The organism is Shewanella sp. 1180_01, assembly GCF_052850535.1.
The window spans coordinates 40267-61183 of sequence record NZ_VXCT01000002.1; the positions used below are offsets into that span (position 1 = coordinate 40267).

21 protein-coding genes are annotated in these 20917 nt (G+C 48.6%); 15 read left to right on the top strand and 6 right to left on the bottom strand.

Translation table 11 applies throughout. The features are described 5' to 3' along the window. Nucleotides 1-73 precede the first annotated feature (73 nt). The 3 genes from accB to arfB form a co-directional block, all read right to left on the bottom strand. Nucleotides 74-523 carry an acetyl-CoA carboxylase biotin carboxyl carrier protein gene (gene accB, locus FW758_RS02555; RefSeq protein WP_259482840.1) on the bottom strand — a complete coding sequence of 150 codons (450 nt, stop codon included), beginning with the start codon at nucleotides 521-523 and terminating at the stop codon, nucleotides 74-76. Between the two features lie 35 nt (nucleotides 524-558). Continuing rightward, the gene (gene aroQ / locus FW758_RS02560) at nucleotides 559-999 is read right to left on the bottom strand and encodes a type II 3-dehydroquinate dehydratase (RefSeq protein ID WP_028759381.1); all 441 of its coding nucleotides are present in this window, start codon (nucleotides 997-999) and stop codon (nucleotides 559-561) included. 208 nt (nucleotides 1000-1207) lie between these two features. After that, the gene (gene arfB, locus FW758_RS02565; RefSeq protein WP_300480291.1) at nucleotides 1208-1639 is read right to left on the bottom strand and encodes an alternative ribosome rescue aminoacyl-tRNA hydrolase ArfB; all 432 of its coding nucleotides are present in this window, start codon (nucleotides 1637-1639) and stop codon (nucleotides 1208-1210) included. 136 nt (nucleotides 1640-1775) lie between these two features. Here arfB and FW758_RS02570 point away from each other — a divergent pair, with 136 nt between their 5' ends. The 7 genes from FW758_RS02570 to FW758_RS02600 all read left to right on the top strand — a co-directional run bounded on the left by FW758_RS02570 (nucleotide 1776) and on the right by FW758_RS02600 (nucleotide 10211). After that, entirely contained in the window at nucleotides 1776-2141 is a 366-nt protein-coding gene (locus FW758_RS02570; RefSeq protein WP_011845671.1) for an STAS/SEC14 domain-containing protein, read from the top strand. Nucleotides 2142-2177: 36 nt separating this feature from the next. Continuing rightward, on the top strand, nucleotides 2178-2387 hold the full coding sequence (locus FW758_RS02575) for a DUF3012 domain-containing protein (RefSeq protein ID WP_106648261.1): 210 nt from the start codon (nucleotides 2178-2180) through the stop codon (nucleotides 2385-2387). A gap of 202 nt (nucleotides 2388-2589) precedes the next feature. Next, the gene (locus FW758_RS02580; RefSeq protein WP_242326327.1) at nucleotides 2590-3042 is read left to right on the top strand and encodes a hypothetical protein; all 453 of its coding nucleotides are present in this window, start codon (nucleotides 2590-2592) and stop codon (nucleotides 3040-3042) included. 369 nt (nucleotides 3043-3411) lie between these two features. After that, nucleotides 3412-4899, top strand: a complete 1488-nt coding sequence (locus FW758_RS02585; RefSeq protein ID WP_446444558.1) for a TolC family protein — start codon at nucleotides 3412-3414, stop codon at nucleotides 4897-4899. Between the two features lie 10 nt (nucleotides 4900-4909). Further along, on the top strand, nucleotides 4910-6217 hold the full coding sequence (locus tag FW758_RS02590; RefSeq protein WP_446444559.1) for an efflux RND transporter periplasmic adaptor subunit: 1308 nt from the start codon (nucleotides 4910-4912) through the stop codon (nucleotides 6215-6217). A gap of 30 nt (nucleotides 6218-6247) precedes the next feature. After that, on the top strand, nucleotides 6248-9454 hold the full coding sequence (locus tag FW758_RS02595) for an efflux RND transporter permease subunit (protein WP_446444560.1): 3207 nt from the start codon (nucleotides 6248-6250) through the stop codon (nucleotides 9452-9454). Between the two features lie 481 nt (nucleotides 9455-9935). Then, on the top strand, nucleotides 9936-10211 hold the full coding sequence (locus FW758_RS02600; RefSeq protein ID WP_197721158.1) for an antibiotic biosynthesis monooxygenase family protein: 276 nt from the start codon (nucleotides 9936-9938) through the stop codon (nucleotides 10209-10211). Nucleotides 10212-10303: 92 nt separating this feature from the next. Here FW758_RS02600 and mscL read toward each other — a convergent pair whose 3' ends face one another. Next, nucleotides 10304-10714, bottom strand: coding sequence for a large-conductance mechanosensitive channel protein MscL (mscL, locus tag FW758_RS02605; RefSeq protein ID WP_006084265.1), 411 nt, complete (start codon nucleotides 10712-10714; stop codon nucleotides 10304-10306). A 217-nt stretch (nucleotides 10715-10931) separates the two neighbouring features. Beyond that, a complete protein-coding gene (locus FW758_RS02610) occupies nucleotides 10932-11876 on the bottom strand; it encodes a LysR family transcriptional regulator (protein ID WP_006084264.1) in 945 nt (314 codons plus the stop codon). 94 nt (nucleotides 11877-11970) lie between these two features. On the opposite strand from FW758_RS02610, the gene FW758_RS02615 reads away from it, so the two are divergent. The 7 genes from FW758_RS02615 (at nucleotide 11971) to FW758_RS02645 (ending at nucleotide 18919) form a co-directional block, all read left to right on the top strand. After that, a complete protein-coding gene (locus FW758_RS02615) occupies nucleotides 11971-13029 on the top strand; it encodes an HlyD family secretion protein (protein ID WP_012090306.1) in 1059 nt (352 codons plus the stop codon). A 1-nt stretch (nucleotide 13030) separates the two neighbouring features. After that, a complete protein-coding gene (locus FW758_RS02620) occupies nucleotides 13031-14659 on the top strand; it encodes a DHA2 family efflux MFS transporter permease subunit (RefSeq protein ID WP_226058285.1) in 1629 nt (542 codons plus the stop codon). Between the two features lie 163 nt (nucleotides 14660-14822). Further along, nucleotides 14823-15278, top strand: coding sequence for a GNAT family N-acetyltransferase (locus FW758_RS02625; RefSeq protein ID WP_259571346.1), 456 nt, complete (start codon nucleotides 14823-14825; stop codon nucleotides 15276-15278). A 99-nt stretch (nucleotides 15279-15377) separates the two neighbouring features. Next, on the top strand, nucleotides 15378-15704 hold the full coding sequence (locus tag FW758_RS02630; protein WP_259571339.1) for a putative quinol monooxygenase: 327 nt from the start codon (nucleotides 15378-15380) through the stop codon (nucleotides 15702-15704). Between the two features lie 28 nt (nucleotides 15705-15732). Next, a complete protein-coding gene (locus tag FW758_RS02635) occupies nucleotides 15733-16620 on the top strand; it encodes a radical SAM protein (RefSeq protein WP_107949377.1) in 888 nt (295 codons plus the stop codon). 504 nt (nucleotides 16621-17124) lie between these two features. Then, on the top strand, nucleotides 17125-17820 hold the full coding sequence (locus tag FW758_RS02640; RefSeq protein WP_446444561.1) for a cysteine hydrolase family protein: 696 nt from the start codon (nucleotides 17125-17127) through the stop codon (nucleotides 17818-17820). Nucleotides 17821-17923: 103 nt separating this feature from the next. Continuing rightward, complete coding sequence (locus FW758_RS02645; protein ID WP_446444562.1) at nucleotides 17924-18919, top strand: GlxA family transcriptional regulator; 996 nt, start codon at nucleotides 17924-17926, stop codon at nucleotides 18917-18919. A gap of 246 nt (nucleotides 18920-19165) precedes the next feature. Here the strand turns inward: FW758_RS02645 and FW758_RS02650 are convergent, their stop codons facing one another. Further along, complete coding sequence (locus FW758_RS02650) at nucleotides 19166-20032, bottom strand: LysR family transcriptional regulator (RefSeq protein WP_107403520.1); 867 nt, start codon at nucleotides 20030-20032, stop codon at nucleotides 19166-19168. A gap of 99 nt (nucleotides 20033-20131) precedes the next feature. Here FW758_RS02650 and FW758_RS02655 point away from each other — a divergent pair, with 99 nt between their 5' ends. Continuing rightward, nucleotides 20132-20743, top strand: a complete 612-nt coding sequence (locus FW758_RS02655; RefSeq protein WP_446444563.1) for a LysE family translocator — start codon at nucleotides 20132-20134, stop codon at nucleotides 20741-20743. Nucleotides 20744-20917 lie beyond the last annotated feature (174 nt).

The following is a 20917-nucleotide window of genomic DNA, read 5'->3' on the forward strand; positions in this document are numbered from 1 at the left end:
CGGTTAATGCTGCCTTTGCTTGAAAACCGCAGCTTAAACTCAAGTGCGCTTCAATTCATGATAAGGCGAGCGGTTAGATTAAGGTAAATAGCGGTTGATCGAATGCCACTTCATCGCCGTCTTTGGCCCAAATAGCGCTGATCACGCCATCGCGCTCGGCTTGGATGGGATTCATCATTCTCATCGCTTCGATAATGCAGACAACTTCACCTTGGCTCACCTTTTGGCCGACTTTAACCAGCGGCACATCATCGAGTTCTGCCGCCGCGTAAAAAGTGCCGACCATAGGCGAGACTTGCACAAAACCTTCCACACTTGGCGAAACGGCGGTTTGCTTTGCCTGTGTATTTAAAGGTGCCACGCGTGCTGTGGTTGGCGTTTGCGATGACTGCACATTGGCTGGCATAGGGCTGTAGCGGGTGATGCGAATCGACTCTTCACCTTCGGTGATCGCCAGTTCTGCTATGTCAGACTCTTGCACTAACTCAATGAGTTTTTTGATTTTACGAAGATCCATTGCCATTTATCTGCCCTTGCGAAGCACGCTATTGAATGGGATTACTGTGGCTGGTTGAGCCGCTTAATGGCTGCCGCCAGTGCAAACTCATAACCCTGTGAACCGAAACCGCAAATCACGCCTATCGCCTTATCGGAAAAATAGGAATGGTGGCGAAAGGCTTCACGGGCGTGCACATTGGATAAATGCACTTCAAAGAACGGAATTGCGACGCCAAGCAAGGCATCACGCAGGGCGACGCTAGTATGGGTAAAGGCGGCGGGGTTGATAATGATCATCTGTGCATCGGTCGCATGAATCGCGTTGATTAGCTCAAATTCGGCGTTGGACTGAATATGCTCAAGCTCAACTCCCGCCAACTTTGCCTGCTGGTTTAACTCCGCCACTATGTCGGCCAAGGTTTGATGACCGTAAACGCTGGGCTCGCGGCGACCTAAGAGGTTGAGATTGGGGCCATTGACGAGCAAAATTTTGTGACTCATTGCGCTTTCCTTTACGACATGCCTTGGAATTAAAGCTGGGAGGCATTTGTTAGTTTTGTAGATAGGTCACTAACTTAACCTGTTCAAGTCGATTTTGCATTATCCGTTAGTCGATTGTGTGTGAGCTGAGCATGTGCGAGCCGACTATACCATTGAAATCCAGCGCCATTGTCGGCCAGTTTCAACTGCGGCCTAATGCTGATTAACGCTAATAATCAGTCTTTTGCTGACGCATGGCTTTAGTGGCGGCTTTTTGTTTCTTGGACTCTAATCGCCGCGTTTGGCTGCCTTTGGTGGCGCGGGTAGGAATGCGTTTTTTCTGCACTTCACCGACGCTGGCGACTAAGGCGATAAATTGCTCCAACGCCGTTTGGCGGTTGGCATCTTGGCTACGGCTCGCTTGGCATTTAATGATGATTTTGCCGCTTTTAGTGATGCGGTGATCGGCCTTGTTGAGCAAGCGTTCTTGGTAATACTCGGGTAATGATGAGCTTTTAATATCGAAAATTAGCTGCGCAGCGGTGGACACTTTATTTAAGTGCTGACCGCCAGCGCCACTCGAACGGATAAATTGCCACTCGATTTCATTTTCCTGAAGTTCCACACGGTTTGAGATTTTTATCATGGCAAACTTAGGCATTTTTCAGCATGGATTGAGAAGCCATCAATAATCACTTATGGCTTTTCAATAGATTTGTTATCATCGGGCGCATTCTTTGCCATTGCATTGGTCAAGGCCATTGCTTGCAAAAGTGTTCTCGATTCGGAGTGCCTCTATGTTATGCCAAATCCCCGATATTGCTAAGGGTGTTATCAGTCTTTTTGCCAGTGGCCGACTATCCTCCACCGATTATCGGACCCGTTTACAGCCGGCGATTAAGAGTTATCGTAAGGATTGGGGCCAAGTTTGCCTGTATATTGAGGCTGACGTGTTACTCGAGGGCTGGGAATTTGAGTCACTCACAGGTAGTGGTGAAGTCCAATTACCTAATTTTGAAGCCTTAGTATTTGTGGGCGGACCTGATTGGGTGGGAAATGCGGTGCGCTTACTTGGTCCTTTTATGCAGGGCGAAGTGGCATGGTTTCCCCTAGAGCAGAAAACCAAAGCGATTGCTTGGATCACTAAGCGTTCGAATATCTAATGGTCTTATGTAGACCGTATTTACAAGGAATGAAGTATGTCTTTATTTAAATCGCGCGCTTTTTCTAAGCAAAATGTTTCAAAAATCAGTGCCATTGCGTTGGTGCTAGCGTTTACCGCTGGATTGAGTGCCTGCTCGCCAGAAGTCGGTAGTGATGCTTGGTGTAAGCAGATGAAAGAGAAGCCATCTGGCGATTGGACTGCCAATGAAGCCGCTGATTATGCTAAGCACTGCGTATTTAAATAAGTGTTGCGTGTTTAAATAAGCACTGAGTATTTAAGTCAGCGTTAGCCTTTAGAGATCACAGCTTGAAAGACTTTGCTTGCGAGCTGTGAACTTATGTTTATCATACGGGTCAGATGTTCCGTTATCCGTTATCCGTTATCCGTTATCCGTTATTTGCTATAGGTGATATTTGAATTCTACCGCTAAGCCATTTTTTACTCGAATGGTGACCTTACTGATAGCCATTATCGTGCTGCAATTTGCTGGCGCGAATTTGGGTGCGCATCAGTTACATGCGGGCAATGGCGCGGAAGAAGCCGATAATCATCCCCATCTGCAATTTAGTGCCCAAGTGACCACTTTAGCCCAATGTGTCGATTGCGTTTGCCCAAGTGAGCAAGCCCTAGGCTTTACCGACATTGATGCAAGTACCAAAGTGTTAGGCAATAACGCGGGTGAAAATCATGCCAGCGAATTGCATTCCCACTTAGTGAAAACCACAGAATTACAGGATTTTGACCTGTGCCTCGATTGCCAATGCCATGGCGGTCATGTGGCGCTGTTATCTCCTGGGCTAAGCCAACCTGTACAAGCGTTAGAAAGCGTCTTTCTCGCTGCTAATGTATCCTATTTCCAGCCCGATAATTTACCTAAGTACCGTCCTCCAATAGCTTAATCCCCCAATATCCAGCTTATTCCTCGGTCTAAAGATCTTGATTCATCTTCTTGGATCTCAATCTATTTCGCCGCGCGATAAGCCTTTTATATTCATTCCCAAAATGCGATTTAACTGATGCTCAGCAGCGTGAGTTGTTGTGCCGGCCATCGGCCTTAGCCATGCGATGTGTTGGTTATGCATAGCTTAAGTTACGCATAGTGTTAGCTATGTATTGCTTGGCGGGATGATTCGATCGGCGCTTATTTGCCATGCCTAGAACGATGTGATTGCTTTGCATTGAGCTATTTCAAATGAAGCTCAAATCTAGCTGTCTCACATTGGGCGCAAAAGTCAGCCGATCCACATTCGATATTGTTAGGATTTGCGATGAACAAAACGACTCTCGCCCGTACCTTGGCTTGCCTATTTAGATCGGGCTTGCTGAGCTGCGGATTAGTATTGGCTGCCGGATTGCTAGCCTTTGCCCTCGCGGCAGAAAATGACACTCTTGAAGTCTTCCTTGAAACCAAAGCCCTTGAAACCAATCCCTTGGAAACCAATGCGCTTGAAATCAAAGCTCCTGAAGCCGAGGTGTTTAAAGCTCAATCACTGGGCTTACCCGCCAAAGAAACCGACACGCCATATGTCGCTTTTGGCCAATGGTTGCCCGCGTTACTCACACAGTTCAATCAGTTACCTGAAGTGCAAGCGCAGCTTACACGGCAGCAACAAGCAGAGCTTGCCATTCAGGCGGCGGATCGCGCCGTGTATAACCCTGAACTTGGGCTTAACTATCAAAATGCCGACACAGATTCCTACAGCTTAGGCCTGAGTCAAACCTTAGATTGGGGAGATAAGCGCGGCGTGGCGACAAAACGTGCCGAGCTTGAAGCCCAAATCCTGTTCGCTGACATAGGTTTAGAGCGTAACCAAATGTTGGCCGAACGCTTACTGGCGCTGGCAGAACAGGCGCAAAGTCGTAAGGCGCTGACTTTTGCCGAGCAGCAACTCAGGTTTACTAAGGCGCAGCTCGACATTGCCAAGCAGCGGTTGGCGGCGGGGGATTTGTCTAACGTTGAGTTGCAATTGATGCAACTCGAGTTAGCAACCAATACCGCCGATTATGCCTTAGCTGAGCAGGCAGCTTTAGTGGCTGACGGCAAAGTGATTGAGTTGCTTGGGGATAATAATCTTGCCTTTAGTGAGTTCATCAAGGAGATCCATGTCTTCGTGACTCAGGCTAAGCAAGCGCCAGCGCCCGAGTTGGGCACCTCCAAATCAACTTTGCCAGCACTGGCGAGCGCTTACCAACAAGTGTTGTTGGCGCGAGTCAATGCCATGCAAGTCAAGGCCGATAAGTCAGCGGACCCGACCATTAGCCTAGGCGCAGAAAAGGAGGGCACGGACAATAAGCTCGGTGTCGGTGTATCGATTCCTCTGCAAGTTCGCAATAACTACAGTGAGTTACAAGCAGTGGCCGATAAGGGCATCGCGATCGCCGAGCAAGGCTATCTTGCCCGTGAGCGAGTACTTACCGCCAAGCAGAAACACGTCCTCTACGCGTTACCGCGTTTACTTGAGCGTTACCAAGATTGGCGCGAGTTAGTACAAGTGTCCGGTGCCAAAGCCGCTAAATCCTTAAGCCAACAATGGCAAGCGGGCGATGTGAGTACCAGCGAGTACTTGCAGAGTCGCCGTCAGTTGGCCGCCAGTTATTTGGTGGGCTTGAATCTAGAAACGGCCATTTATCAGAGCTGGTTAACGTGGATGGGCGAAAGCGGTCAGCTTATGCCCTTTTTGAATGGTACGGCTGAACAGATCAGCCAAGCACCTTCACACATGCCAAATGCCGCCGCGCGCACAGTAAACCAATGAGGTAACCCAAATGAATTCACATAATCACTTTAACGCTACTAAGTCTTATGCAGTTGTAATGTCAGAAACTGTTGCACCTGACATCATTGCGTCTCAAATCACAACACCTCAAATCACAGTACCTGCAAAGCGGCAGTTCACGCTGTCGACACTCGCCCTCGCATTATGTGTGCTCGGCTCTGCTGCGCTTTTCACCGCCCAACCTTCATGGGCAGGGGACGATCACGGTTCAGCTACTCAAACTGAGCAAGCGGATGAACACGGTGCACAGGCGCTGAAATTGACCCAAGTGCAGCAAGCTTTGGCGGGCATTAGCTTGTTACCCCTGTCGAGCGATAGCTTGAATATCGCCAATTTGAATCTGGATATTAGGGCGACGGCCACCTTAGTGGTGGATCGCGATAGAACTGCCACCCTTGCGCCGCAGCTCGATGTGCGAGTGTTGGCGCGCCACGTAGTGCCGGGACAAGAAGTCAAAAAAGGTGAGCCTTTACTGACCTTGGGCGGCGCAGCCGTTGCGCAGGCGCAGGCGGACTACATCAATGCTGCTGCTGAATGGAGCCGAGTTAAGCGCATGAGTGAAGGTGCGGTTAGCGTTAGTCGGCGGATGCAGGCTCAGGTGGATGCCGAACTTAAACGGGCGATTTTAGAGGCGATTAAGATGACGCCAACACAAATTCGTGCACTGGAATCGACGCCCGAAGCGATAGGTAGTTATCAACTTTTAGCGCCGATAGACGGACGAGTGCAGCAAGATATCGCCATGTTAGGCCAAGTGTTTAGTGCGGGCACGCCGTTAATGCAGCTGACCGACGAGTCTTATTTATGGGTCGAAGCGCAGCTAACGCCTACCCAAACTGCGCATATCACTGTCGGCAGTGCAGCCTTAGTGCAAGTGGGGGATAAAACGCTGGCGGGCAAGATCATAGGCCGCTCCCATGAACTCGATAGCGTGACGCGCACCGAGCAAGTGCTGGTGAGTATGCCTAATCCTGATCATGTGCTGCATGCGGGGCAATTTGCCGAACTCTACTTTGCTAATACTGTCGCCAACTCTGCTGATAAGGCTGGTGGAATCGTGCTGCCCGATGCGGCGCTTACCCGCAGCGGCGATGGCGACTGGCAGATTTTTATTCAAGATGAAGATGGCTTCGAGTCCATTGAGGTAGAAGTGGTGCAGCGTCAGCGCGGCTTGAGTTTAGTGCGCGGCGCTGAGCTTGAAAAAGCCCAGCAGGCAAAGCTCAAGGTCGTGGTGGCTGGTGCATTTTTCTTGGTGTCCGAGCAGGCGAAAGCAGGCTTTGATATCCATAACCATTAATGTCGCCACTGAACGCTTGAGGAATTTTCTATGTTGCAAAAGTTAATCGAAGCCGCGATTAAAAATCGGCTGTTAGTGGTGTTGGCCTTGCTCGCCATGATAGTGGCAAGCGTGGTGATGCTGCCTAAATTGAATCTCGATGCCTTTCCCGATGTGACTAACGTGCAAGTGACTATCAATACTGCGGCCGAAGGCTTAGCCGCAGAAGAGGTGGAAAAACTTATCAGTTATCCGGTGGAGTCGGCCATGTACGCCTTGCCAGCCGTGACAGAGGTGCGCTCGTTATCGCGCACCGGCTTGTCGATTGTGACTGTGGTATTTGCCGAAGGGACGGATATTTATTTCGCCCGCCAGCAAGTGTTTGAGCAGTTACAGGCGGCGCGGGAGATGATCCCAAGCGGCGTCGGTGTACCGGAAATCGGCCCGAATACTTCGGGATTAGGGCAGATTTATCAGTACATTCTGCGCGCTGAACCTAGTTCAGGTATCGATGCCGCCGAGCTGCGCAGTTTGAACGATTACCTTGTGAAACTCATCATGATGCCCGTTGGCGGCGTGACTGAAGTCTTGTCCTTTGGTGGCGATGTGCGCCAATACCAAGTGCAGGTCGACCCGAATAAATTGCGCGCCTATGGCTTATCGATGGCGCAAGTCACCGAGGCATTAGAGAGCAATAACCGCAACGCTGGCGGTTGGTTTATGGACCAAGGCCAAGAGCAACTTGTGGTACGCGGCTACGGCATGTTGCCCGCAGGAGAAGAAGGCTTAGCGGCGATCGCACAGATCCCGCTTACGGAGGATAAAGGCACGCCCGTGCGGGTGGGCGATATCGCTCAGGTTGATTTTGGCAGTGAAATCCGTGTTGGTGCTGTGACTATGACCCGCCGCGATGAAGCTGGCAACGTACAAAACCTCGGCGAAGTGGTGGCGGGGGTCGTGCTCAAACGCATGGGGGCAAACACTAAGGCGACAATTGACGATATCGGCGCGCGGGTGAGTCTTATCGAGCAGGCCTTGCCCGATGGCGTGTCCTTTGAGGTGTTTTACGACCAAGCGGATCTGGTCGATAAGGCAGTGACCACAGTGCGCGACGCGCTGCTAATGGCCTTTGTGTTTATCGTAGTGATCTTGGCGCTGTTCCTCGTCAATATCCGTGCGACCTTGCTGGTGCTGCTGTCTATTCCTGTGTCTATCGGGCTCGCGCTCATGGTGATGTCCTACTATGGATTGTCGGCAAACCTGATGTCGCTCGGCGGTTTAGCCGTGGCGATTGGTATGTTAGTCGATGGTTCCGTGGTGATGGTAGAGAACATTTTCAAACACTTAACTCAGCCGGATCGTCGACATTTGCTGGAGGCGAGAACGCGTGCCGATGGTGAGGCAGACCCATATCATAGCGATGAGGACGGTGGTCAGCAGGCCAATATGGCTGTGCGCATCATGCTCGCGGCTAAAGAGGTGTGTAGTCCAATCTTCTTCGCGACGGCGATTATCATAGTGGTATTTGCGCCACTGTTTGCCCTCGAAGGCGTTGAAGGCAAGCTGTTCCAGCCGATGGCGGTCAGTATCATTCTGGCAATGATATCAGCGCTGCTGGTGGCCTTGATTGCCGTGCCAGCCCTTGCTGTGTATTTGTTCAAGCGGGGTGTGGTACTCAAACAAAGCGTGGTCTTAGCGCCGCTGGATGCCGCTTATCGCAAGCTACTGACGGCAACACTTGCTAGGCCAAAGGTCGTGATGCTCAGTGCCTTATTGATGTTTGCTTTGAGCCTCTTATTGCTACCAAGGCTGGGTACCGAATTTGTGCCTGAGCTGGAGGAAGGCACGATTAACCTCAGGGTCACGCTGGCACCAACCGCGAGTTTGGGCACGTCTTTGGCGGTCGCGCCCAAGCTTGAAGCTATCTTGCTGGAGTTTCCCGAGGTGGAATATGCCCTGAGCCGCATTGGTGCGCCTGAGCTTGGCGGCGATCCTGAGCCTGTGAGTAATATCGAGGTCTATATTGGGCTTAAGCCGATATCTGAATGGCAATCGGCAAGTTCGCGCTTAGAGCTGCAACGCCTGATGGAGGAAAAACTCAGTGTGTTCCCCGGACTCTTGCTGACTTTCTCGCAACCGATTGCGACTCGGGTAGATGAATTACTCTCGGGGGTAAAAGCCCAGTTAGCGATCAAAATCTTCGGCCCAGATTTAGCGGTATTGTCTGAGAAAGGCCAAGCGCTCACCGATCTTGTCGCGAAAATTCCCGGTGCCGTCGATGTGTCATTAGAGCAAGTGAGTGGAGAAGCGCAATTGGTTGTGCGGCCCAAACGCGAGTTATTGGCGCGCTACGGCATTAGTGTCGATCAAGTGATGAGCCTTGTCAGCCAAGGCATTGGCGGCGCGAGTGCAGGTCAAGTAATTGATGGCAACGCTAGATATGACATCAATGTGCGCCTCGCGGCCGAGTTTCGCCAAAGCCCTGATGCGATTAAAGACTTGTTACTCAGCGGCACGAATGGCGCCACAGTGCGCTTAGGCGAAGTCGCCAGCGTTGAAGTGGAAATGGCGCCGCCGAATATTCGCCGTGACGATGTGCAGCGCCGTGTTGTGGTGCAGGCCAACGTGGCGGGACGCGATATGGGCTCGGTCGTGAAAGATATTTATGCTTTAGTGCCACAGGCCGATTTACCCGCGGGATATACAGTGATCATTGGCGGCCAGTATGAGAATCAGCAGCGAGCGCAGCAAAAGCTGATGCTGGTGGTGCCGATTTCTATCGCCTTGATTGCCTTGCTGTTGTACTTCTCCTTTGGTTCATTCAAGCAAGTGTTGCTCATCATGGCGAACGTGCCCTTAGCTTTGATTGGCGGCATAGTGGCCTTGTATGCCAGTGGCACTTATTTATCTGTACCTAGCTCTATTGGCTTTATCACGCTATTTGGGGTGGCTGTGCTCAACGGTGTGGTGCTGGTGGATTCGATTAATCAGCGCAGGCAAAGCGGCGAAGCACTCTATGATTGTGTTTATGAGGGCACGGTTGGGCGTTTGCGCCCCGTGTTGATGACGGCATTGACCTCGGCCTTAGGCTTGATCCCGATTTTATTGTCATCGGGGGTTGGCAGTGAAATCCAAAAGCCGCTGGCAGTGGTGATTATCGGTGGCTTGTTTAGCTCGACGGCGCTGACCTTGCTAGTGTTGCCGACCTTATATCGCTGGTTATATCGTGGCGACAAGCACATCGATGAACTCGATTAACCTCAGATAAGCCGTTATCGTGGGCAATAACTTGTTATATTTCGGGTTATTGCCCACATTGTAGACAGAATTATCAGATTGACTAAAAGTCTAAAAATCAGCGAGCTATCGCGCCCTGGTTGGGCTAATCTTAAAGTCGACATTTAAGGACGTTAATTTCTGGAGAGCGTTATGATCGCTGTAATTTTTGAAGTCATCCCGACACAAGAAGGGAAGGAAGAGTATCTGCACGTGGCGGCTGAAATGCGCCAATATTGATACCCAAATAATCTCTAGATACGAGTTTCAGAGCGTCCAGGGTGCTCCAATTCAAGGCGCATCAATGACAGAATGTCGGCTACCTTTTGAATTGATGCAACACAGAAGTGGAGTGCCCTGGGCGCTCCGTCCCGGCGGGTTTTAACGCACTTTATGCTGTGTTGACTATTTTTAACTTAGCCCACTAGGTCTGCAAATAGCCGCCTTGCCTAAAGTGCGTTAAATTCCCGCTGAATCCTGCATCTTGAGGTTGTTTGGGTATCTTGGTCGTAAGGGATTAATTTCGATCGAACGTTTTCAGAGTTTAACCGACGATGGCAAAGTGCTGAGCCTGTCGTTTTGGGAAGACCAAGCTTCTATCACCCAATGGCGCAATCAGATGGCCCACAGTATTGCCGAGCAAACGGGCATAGTGCCGTGTTTGTTTAACTCTTACCGCATTCGAGTGGCTGAAGTGGTGCAAGATTACAGTGAAACTGTGCACATTGAAGCTGAGTAATCGCTTATCTGCTTGATGTGAAACATCGCCGATATAAAAACAAAACCCATCGAGTTCGATGGGTTTTTTATGATCTGCGCTTTAGATTAGGCTTATTTTTCTTGCTGAGCTTTCAGTAGATCGCGGATCTCAGACAGCAGTTCTTGATCTTTAGTCGGTGCCGCGGGTGCTTTAGGCGCGACTTCTTCTTTGCGCTTTAAGCGATTGATTGCTTTGACGCCCATGAAAATGGCGAAGGCGATAATCGTAAAGTCGATAATGGTTTGAATGAATTTACCATAAGCAATCACCACAGAAGGCGCGTCGCCTTGAGCTGCCTGCAGCACTATGCTCAAATCACTAAAATTCACTCCGCCTAAAATGATACCAATCGGTGGCATTATGATATCGGCCACAAAGGACGAGACTATCTTGCCGAATGCGGCACCTATGATGATACCAACGGCCATGTCGATCACATTGCCACGGGACGCAAAAGCCTTGAACTCTTTAATTAAGCTCATTAGGTTTCCTCCAAAATTGAGATTAAATGTTAAATTTTATTATGCAAACTGTATCAGGAAAACCTAAGGTCTTTTGCTGCCTGTTACCTTGCCAAGCTTATAGAGGCTTAAGGATTAAGGCAATTATGACATAGCGGATTTATCCCTATGGCTGCGATTTAAGCTTTACAAAGTTATAGTTGTTACTGTTTTGATCGCTTTATTTGTTCGATTTTGTTTATTCGCCCTGATCGGCTTGGCCGATAAAATCGGGCACTTCCAATACTTGCGATCCCCAACGTTTAAATAATGCGGAATAGATGAACTCGATAAAGACACGGTATTTTCGAGGTAAGTAGGCCCGCTGTGGATAACTGAGCACGACCTTAGTTTGGACCATAGGATAGTCATCAAGCAGCGGGATTAAGTAGCCTTTTTCTAATGCCACTTGGGCAATGATGGAGGGCACTGCTGTGATCCCAAGCCCCGCAATGGCGGCCTCGCGAGCCAGAGTGACATTGTTTACTGTCAATTGAGTCATGGGCTCGGCGACAATCCAAGTTTTGCCATCGAATAACTTCCATGCACCTTCAATATGCGCCGACTGTAAGCGGATAGCTTTATGTTTGGCTAAATCCTGTGGCACTTTTGGGGTGCCGTGCTCGGCCAAATAAGCAGGGCTTGCCATTAACGACTTATGGGCGTTGACTAAGGCATAGCTTTGCAGGCGAGTGTCACCTGAATCGGCAATTTGAAATAACAGATCGATACCTTCTTCTATCACATCGACCTTACGATTGGTGAGTTCAGCCTCTATGGTGATATCGGGGTAAAGCGTTAAAAACTGAGCGAAAATCGGCCCTAAAAACAATTGGCCTAATTCAATTGGGCAGACAATTTTTAGATTGCCTTTGATCAATTGCTGTTGGGCGCTGAGCTGATTTTCGGCGCTCTGTAGATCGGTGAGGATCTTATTGATCCTATTGTAATAACTCGATCCCGCCTCGGTGAGTTTTAGGGCTCTGGTGGTGCGAAATAACAGTTGTGTGCCGGTATCAGCTTCGAGCTCGGCTATCTTGCGACTGACCGTTGCCTTAGTGATCCCAAGGGCTTTGGCGGCACCCGTAAAGCTGCCTTGCTCGACCACTTGAGCGAAAATTTGCACGCGATTGAGATCCATCATTGTTACACCTGTGAAACAGTGGGTTGATTTTTTACTGGCTAATAAACTTGGTGAGACAGTAGTACACTAGATATCACTAATCAAGGAGTCATTCATGTCCAAAAGTAAACTCATTATCGCCGTTCCACTGTTACTCGCTGCGGTTGCGGGAGGCGGTTATTACTGGTGGACACAGGTACGTTTTATCGAAACCACTGATAATGCTTATGTTGAGGCCGATATTTCCCATATCAGCGTTAAAGTGCCGGGCTATGTGGTGTTAAGCGATGTGACTGATAACCAGCATGTGCAAAAGGGTGAGCTATTAGCTCAGCTCGAAGATAACCAATTTAGCGCCAAAGTGAGCCAAGCCGAAGCCTCACTGGCAAGTTCGAAGGCGGACTTGCAAACCCTAGCCGCTAAGGTTGAGTTACAACGGGCGTTAATCACCCAAGCCAGTGCCGGTGTCGTGGCGGCTGAGTCCGATAAAATACGTGCACAGCAACAATTGAGCCGCTCGAAAAAGCTTAAAGTCAGTAATTACAGCTCTCAAGATGATGTCGATCAACTGCAAGCGGGATTCGATTCTGCCGCCGCCCGCCTCGATGAAGCCAAAGCCGTGTTAGTGGCAAAGCAACGCGAGTTAGCGGTTTTTAATGCCCAATTAGATCAGGCGGGTTCTGTGGTAGAACAGGCCGATGCGACCTTAGAATTGGCGAAAATTCAATTAAATGATACCCGTGTGACTGCACCTTTTTCTGGGGTGATAGGTAAACGTGGCGCTATGGTGGGGCAGTACGTGCAACCCGGCCAAGCACTCTACAGTTTGGTTCCGGATGGGGCAGTGTGGATCACGGCGAACTTTAAAGAGACCCAGATCCAACATATGCAACCAGGACAGTCGGTGCAGGTCAGTCTCGATGCGTTTCCCGACAAAACCTTTATAGGTGTTATCGATAGTCTGTCACCGGCGTCCGGAGCCAAATTCAGTTTACTGCCGGCGGAAAACGCCACAGGTAACTTCACTAAAATCGTCCAACGTATTCCCGTGCGTATTCGCTTAGATTTGTCTGAGGAAGAAGCACACATGCTACCGGGCTTAAGTGCGGTCGTGAAAGTGGATACGGCGTCGGGTACTGCAATATCGGCAATCGCTGCAAATACAGGTCGTTAGTATGAGCGCAACTGGCTCTATCACTGCGTCTGCCGATATGGAGGCGCAGGGCATCAGTGTCCCTAACAAGCCTACTGATTATGAGCGTGGCAGTCGCCGCTCATGGATCGCGGTATTTGGTGGGTTGATCGGCGCCTTTATGGCGATCCTCGATATCCAAATCACCAATGCATCGATGAAGGAGATTCAAGGCAGTCTTGGGGCTACGCTCGAAGAAGGCAGTTGGATTTCAACCGCGTATCTGGTGGCGGAAATGATCGCGATCCCGCTCTCTGGCTGGCTCAGTACGGGATTGTCGGTCAGGCGTTATTTGTTATGGACCACGGCTGCTTTTATCTTTGCTTCTGTGCTTTGTTCTATGGCGTGGAACTTAGAGGCCATGATCGCCTTTCGGGCGCTACAGGGCTTCTTTGGCGGCGCGCTGATTCCGCTGGCCTTTAGGCTTATCCTTGAGTTTTTACCCGATAACAAGCGTGCCGTCGGCATGGCGTTATTTGGCGTGACAGCCACATTTGCGCCTTCAATCGGCCCGACCTTAGGCGGTTGGTTGACTGAGCAATTTAGCTGGCATTATCTGTTTTATATCAACGTGCCACCGGGTTTGTTAGTTATGGCCATGTTGGCCTACGGTTTAGAGAAGCAGTCGGTCGTTTGGGATAAGCTGAAGAATGTCGATCTGGCGGGCATAGTCACTATGGCGCTAGGTATGGGTTGCCTTGAAGTGGTGCTGGAAGAAGGCAACCGCAAGGACTGGTTTGGCTCGGAGCTCATTCGTAATCTGGCCATTATTGCCGTAGTCAATTTGGTGTTGTTTGTTTGGATCCAGTTAAGGCGTAAAGAACCGTTAGTGAATTTGCGTCTACTCGGTAAGCGTGATTTTGTGCTCTCCACCGTGGCGTATTTTTTACTGGGGATGGCACTATTCGGCGCTATCTATTTGATCCCGCTTTATCTATCGCAAGTCCATGATTACACACCGTTAGAGATTGGTGGCGTGATTATGTGGATGGGATTTCCGCAGCTATTGGTATTGCCTTTAGTGCCGAAATTGATGGAGCGCTTCGATAGTCGTTATCTCGCCGCCTTTGGCTTTTTAATGTTCGCTATTAGCTATTACATGAATAGCCAGATGACCGCAGATTATGCCGGACCGCAGATGATCGCCTCGCAAGTGGTGCGGGCCTTAGGTCAGCCGTTTATTCTGGTGCCTATTGGTATGCTTGCGACCATGCATTTGAAACCCCATGAAAATGCTTCGGCGTCGACGGTATTAAACGTGATGCGTAACTTAGGCGGCGCTTTTGGTATTGCGCTGGTCGCGACCCTATCAGACACGCTGGCGCGCGGGCATTTGGCCCATATTAAGGAATCCTTACCCGCAGTGAGCACGCAAGCGCAGGACTATTTAGCCCAAAGCGCAAGCATGTTGCAGGCGGGTGGTTCAGATCCCTATACCGCGGCCGCGCAGGCGAAAGCCTTGCTGGGCAAAACCATGAGTCAGCAAGCCTATATTCAGGCCTATAACGATGTGTTTTACATCATGGGCGCTCTGCTACTCATCGCTGTATTTGCCGTGCTGCTGATCCGAAAACCGACTGGGCCTGTGGCCCACGATGCCATGGTCGAGTAATAACGTTTTTCGTTATCCTGTTGTTGCCTTAGATTTCCCCAGATCTATTGGTTTGCGCAACAGTTTTGCGCCTTAGTCCTCGCGGATTAAGGCGCTTTTTTATGGTCTTTATGCTGTGGTAGACTCAAAGCTCTTTTTCGATGATTTGCAGAGGGATAATCGTTTGCAGTGGCAAAATCTTACATTTAATCAATTAAATGCCAATACCCTATACGACATATTGAAGTTAAGAGTCGATGTGTTTGTGGTTGAGCAGACCTGCGCTTATCCTGAGCTTGACGATAAGGATAGGCACCCAGAAACCCAGCATTTAATTGGCTTATCGCCAGACGGAGAACTGCTTGCCTACGCGCGTATTTTACCGCCGGGGCTGAGTTATCCTGAGGCGAGTATCGGCCGCGTGGTGGTATCGCCAGCGGGACGGGGCAAAGGGCTAGCCATGCCTTTAATGCAGCACGCCATCGAATCGGCACTGACGACTTGGCCCGATGCGGGGATCCAAATTGGCGCCCAAGATTACCTTAAAGCCTTCTATCAAAAGCTCGGCTTTATCGCTTGCTCTGAGATGTACTTAGAAGATGGTATTCCCCATTTAGATATGCGCTACCATTCAGCATAAGCGGCTATCAATATGAGTTATCTACATCAATTATCAACATAAGCGATCAACAAAAGCTAGGCACATAAGCATTTAACATTAAGCCAATAAGGAACCGAGATGTCGACTTCAACGGACTATAAAATTAATCAACAACAAATTGCCTGCGTGGCGAGTTTTCTGGCTAAAGAGGGCAAAACCGAAGCGTTGATCGCGGCGCTCGCGAGCCTTATTCCTGACACCCGCCGCGAAGCGGGTTGTATTCGTTACGAGCTCAATGTGAGCCGTGATGAACCACGCCGTGTGACGTTTGTAGAAAAGTTTGTCGATATTGCAGCCTTCGATGAGCACTGTGCTAAAGACGCCATTCAACATTATTTCCAACAAGTTATGCCCGAATTGGTTGAGTCGTTCCATGTGGAAACTTATCACCAAATCATTGTTTAACCGTGAGACCAATTATTAGGAGCTTGCAGTGTTGATTAACTATATCGAGCCAGTATTTAGACCGCCATCCGAATGGAAGTCATTGATACTGCAAGTGACTAATGGTTGCAGTTGGAATCAGTGCAGCTTTTGCGACATGTATACCCAGCCGCAAAAAGCCTTTCGGGCACAAAAGCTCGACAAGGTTGAGCAGGATATTTTGGCCGTTGCGCAGTCTGGCACCCCCGTTTCTCGGGTATTTTTGGCCGATGGCGATGCCATGAGTTTGCCCTTTGCGCGTCTCGAAGCGATTTGTGAGCTGATCAACCGTCACTTGCCACAGGTTACGCGCATCAGCAGTTACTGTTTGCCGCGCAATTTGAATAATAAAACCCCAGAGCAACTCGCACGTCTGCGCGAACTCGGGCTGTCTTTACTCTATGTGGGTTGCGAAAGTGGCGATGACGAAGTGCTCGCCAAAATCCAAAAGGGTGAAACCTTCGAATCATCCTTAGCGGCACTACTTAAGATCCGTGCGGCGGGGATGAAGTCATCTGTGATGATCCTCAATGGTTTAGGCGGTGTCGCGCTATCCCATCAACATGCTGTCAACTCGGCCAAGTTAATGAATGCCGCCCAGCCGGATTATCTCTCTACTTTAGTGGTGACTTTACCCTTAGGCACAGAGCGAATGGACGCGGTATTTGGCGGTCAATTTCAGTTGCCAGATCAAATGGGCTTGTTCCAAGAAATGCATACCTTATTGGAGCATTTGGAATTAGATCAGACGATATTTAGATCCGACCATGCCTCTAATTACCTAGTGCTCAAGGGCGTATTAGGTAAGGACAAGGCGAAATTGCTGGCACAGGTTGCACTCGCCATCAATGCGCCGCGCAGCATTCCCCTAAGACAAGAATGGCAGCGCGGACTGTGATGGTATGATTTTACAGGGGTTAGCAGTTGGTAACCCCTGCTGTGTTAACTGAGTGAACTTCCCCTTGCTTGTAACTGCCCCAGAGCCGCAGGGTATCGTTTGCATGCATCGCATCGATACAATGTCGTGATGTCACATCAAGCTTCAATATCTGTGAGCCGACATCGCTGCCACATAGTCAATCACTCACTTCAAAGCAGAACTAAGTTGATATTGCAAATAGGCTGTGATGCCGCATCGTTGAGGTGGGCGTTGAATGCTATAGCACTGTTCTTCCCTTTCTTTTCTTTTCTAAGTTGTAGCACTGTGCTGAGCATCTAAATCCGCGAAAAATATCACCTTGGTCGTCTGGTTGATGGCCTAATTTGTTCGATGCGGCCACTTTGGCCCAAAAGTACTGTTTTTCGTCACAAAGCCGCCTATTAGTATCGTTAAGCGCTCTGCATAATGCCCGCATCACTTGGCAATACGGCCTGTGACACAGAATATGCAAGGATATTTACGATGAAAAAAGTAGCAATATGCAGTGCTCTGGCACTTTCGATGGCGAGTGCAACGGCCAGCGCAGAGACAAGCAATAAAGTATCAGCACCGACAATCCGCACCATGACTCAGGCGCAAGCGTCAACGGAACTGAATGCGAACACGACAGCTGTGTTGGTGATTGATTTTCAGAACGAATATTTCACTGGCAGCATGCCGATCCCGAACGGCAAGCAAGCGTTGGGCAAAGCCAAGCAAGTGGTTAAATTTGCGCACCAGAATGCGATGCCAGTTTATTTTGTGCGTCATTTAGGACCAGCTGCTGGGCCACTATTTGCGGAAGGCAGCGTTAACGCTGAGTTTCATCAGGATCTACAACCGCTAGATATTGATTTTGTTATCAATAAGGCGACGCCGAGTTCGTTTGTGGGAACTAATCTTGATCAACAACTGAAAGAGAAGGGCATCAAAACACTGGTGATTACTGGGCTGATGACGCACATGTGCGTGTCGAGCACGGCGCGTGATGCTGTGCCTATGGGTTATGATGTGATCATTGCAGAAGATGCCACCGCCACTCGCGATCTGGCAACTTGGGACGGATCTATCGTAGATCACGCCACGCTGCAACGTGCTGCAATAGCCGGTGTCGCCGATGTTTTTGCTGAGATTAAAACTACTCAAGCGGTGCTCAACATGCCAGTGGTGCGACTGTAACGGCCAACAAGCGCAAGATACCCGTTAGTACATAAATGAGTATTAGCTGGTATCTTTGAGTGAGCGACATTAAGGATAGTCTGAGCCGACGATGATAAATACGATGAACCAGAGTGAGATAGAAGCAGCTTCAAAAGTGACCATAGCCATAGTGGTCTTTGATGGGATCATTCCATTTCATCTGTCAGTTCCCTATGAAGTCTTTGAAAAAGTGCTCAAGGCCGATGGCACGCCCGCCTGCGAAATCACCATCTGCGCCGCCACACCCGGAATACTCAAAACCAGCGCAGGCTTTTCGATGATAGTAGAAAAGGGGCTGGATGAATTAAGCTCAAAAGACATCATCATAGTGCCGAGTTGGGATGATCCTGCACACGAGCCAGAACCCTGTATTATTAATGCCTTGCAGCAAGCGCACGCCAATGGATCGCGCATCATAGGCCTGTGCATGGGCGCTTTTGTTGTGGCTGCTGCAGGATTACTCGACGGACGTTCCGCTACCACCCATTGGCGCTGGGCACAATGTTTCCGTAATCTGCACACGAATGTATTTGTCGATGAGAAGGTGCTGTATATCGATAATGGAGATGTGGTCACCTCTGCGGGCACTGCCGCGAGTATTGATTGCTGCCTGTATATCGTTCGGCAAATGTGGGGATCTGAAACGGCTAACGCAGTCGCTCGCCATCTCGTTGTGCCACCGCACCGCCAAGGTGGTCAGGCTCAATACATAGATATTCCCGTTCCAGCGGTTAATCAGCGCGAGCCTTTATCCGCCATTATGGATTGGGCGATAGCAAATATTGCATCGCCGCTGACGGTTGACACTATGGCTGAGAAAGCCTGCATCAGTCGCCGCCATTTTACTCGGCGTTTTCAGCAAGCCACTGGTACCAGTTTTTCATTCTGGTTGGTTAATCAACGGCTTATTATGGTGAAACGATATTTAGAAACGACAGACCACTCCATCGACCGCATCGCCGAACAAGCCGGCTTCGCTTCTACCACCTCACTTCGGCGCCATTTTCGTCAACAGTTTGATATTTCCCCATCGAATTACCGATTTGTATTTAGGGGGAAGAGTAAGGCTAGCGAATGAAAGTTGTTTTATCATTAAAATCTGCACTGACTTTGATGTGATGACTTATCAAGGTTTAGGTGAGTCACTAATCCCCCGCTGTTTTAACAGACTGAACTTATCTCAGCTTGAGATTTCCTCTAAAACTTAACTGACGCATAGACATGGTCTGTCTGCTCGCTGGGTAAAAAATCAGTTATTAAGGTGATGTGAGATTTGAACGGCTTGGGATATTTCTAAGTTAGCGTTCCATACCTAAAATCTGAACTAAGGAGTTTCTGGTTGGCATAAAGACATGGTTTTTTCTAACCACGTTAAGAACTCTAATTCATTGCTTCCCAGTCTTTCTGTATGACTGAGCAGTACGTACTTATGTCCGGATTGAGTAAATCCAAATGGAGCGACCAGTCTCCCACTTTTCAAGTCATCTACTATAAGAGGATATGATCCAATCGCAGCCCCTAAACCGTCAACTGCTGCCTGTAAGCAGAAATAGAAATGCTCAAAGGATTTGGACTTGTTCGTATAAAAGGTATGTGTTGAGCGTGATGACCAATCTGACCATGCAGAAGGTCTCGTTTCACTATGAAGAAGAACAATATCACCTAAGTTGTTCTGAGATTTTCTCCAATATTCAGGGGAAAAAACAGGACCAACCCACTCATTGACTAAGTTGTGCGCCGTATATTCAGGGCTAATATCGAAGTCATCGCGCCGAATGGCTAAAGATAATCCTGTTTCATTTAAATCTACAGGTCCTCCAGCGGTTGATAGCCGAACATCAATACCCGTAAGCCGAAAAAAACTGGCCAGTCGAGGCATCAGCCAGCGCATCGTTAATGTTGGTTCACAGGAAACTTCGAGATGTTTGTTACTTTCCCTTGTTAACTTCTTAATTCCATTATCTAAAGCATTAAAAGCAATGTCAGTGTACTGCTTGAGCAATTCACCTTCCTGCGTTAGACACATTCCTCTGCCTTGCTTGTAAAACAGCATCTGCGATAGATGACTCTCCAGCAATTTAATTTGCTTACTTACTGCTCCGTGAGTGATATGAAGTTTCTCTGCTGCTTTACTGTAATTCGATGACTCTGCCGTAACATGAAATACATAGAATGCTTTTAAATGTCTCATCTGTGATTTTTTCTCACATTTAGGATGCCTTTTTTTCGATTATAACTCATCAATAAATCTATACAATTATCTCAAAATTATGAAAAGTGAGGAGATTAAATGGAGTTATTAAGTTTTGCAGTGTTTGGGCTTTTAATCGTGGTAAGTCCTGGAGCTGACTTTGTTTTGGTATTTAAAAATAGTGCAATTTATGGCAGAAAGGCAGGCGTTTTAACGGCTCTTGGGATAGGGATAGGTGTTTGTGTACATATTACCTATTCTGTTATTGGGATCAGTCATTTAGTTTCTCAAAATGCGGTTTTATTTAGCATAGTGAAGTATGTTGGTGCAGCGTATTTAATTTATCTTGGTGTGACAGGATTAGTCAGTTCCAAGTTAAATCTAGACTATGAAAAAACAAACGTTCAACCCACACAAACTAGAAAGTATATATTTCAAGGTTTTTTATGTAATACATTGAATCCTAAGACGATGATTTTCTTTCTTAGCGTCTTCAGCCAACTCATTTCATCTGATAATGAAAGCATGTCTTTCGCCATTACCTATGGTTTTTACATTGCTTTTTTACATGCAGCTTGGTTTTGTATAGTCGCTTACCTAGTGACATCAAAACACGCGAGTAACATGCTTAAAAAGTTTGGTCATAGAATCAATCAGGCGTGCGGTTTTGGTCTCATTGCTTTTGGCGCGATACTGTCAACCAATGCCTAAACGACACCTTTCACACCTTAAGGAAATATGTTGTAAATTCAGTGGAACCTACAATCGCTAAATAATGATTTTATCTCACTTCAGGGCAATTATTTTTTAGTTAAACGGACTGCTAAAGGATTAGTTAGGATTGGCATTGTTTCACCAGTGACCTTTTAAAACAGGGATGTTTGA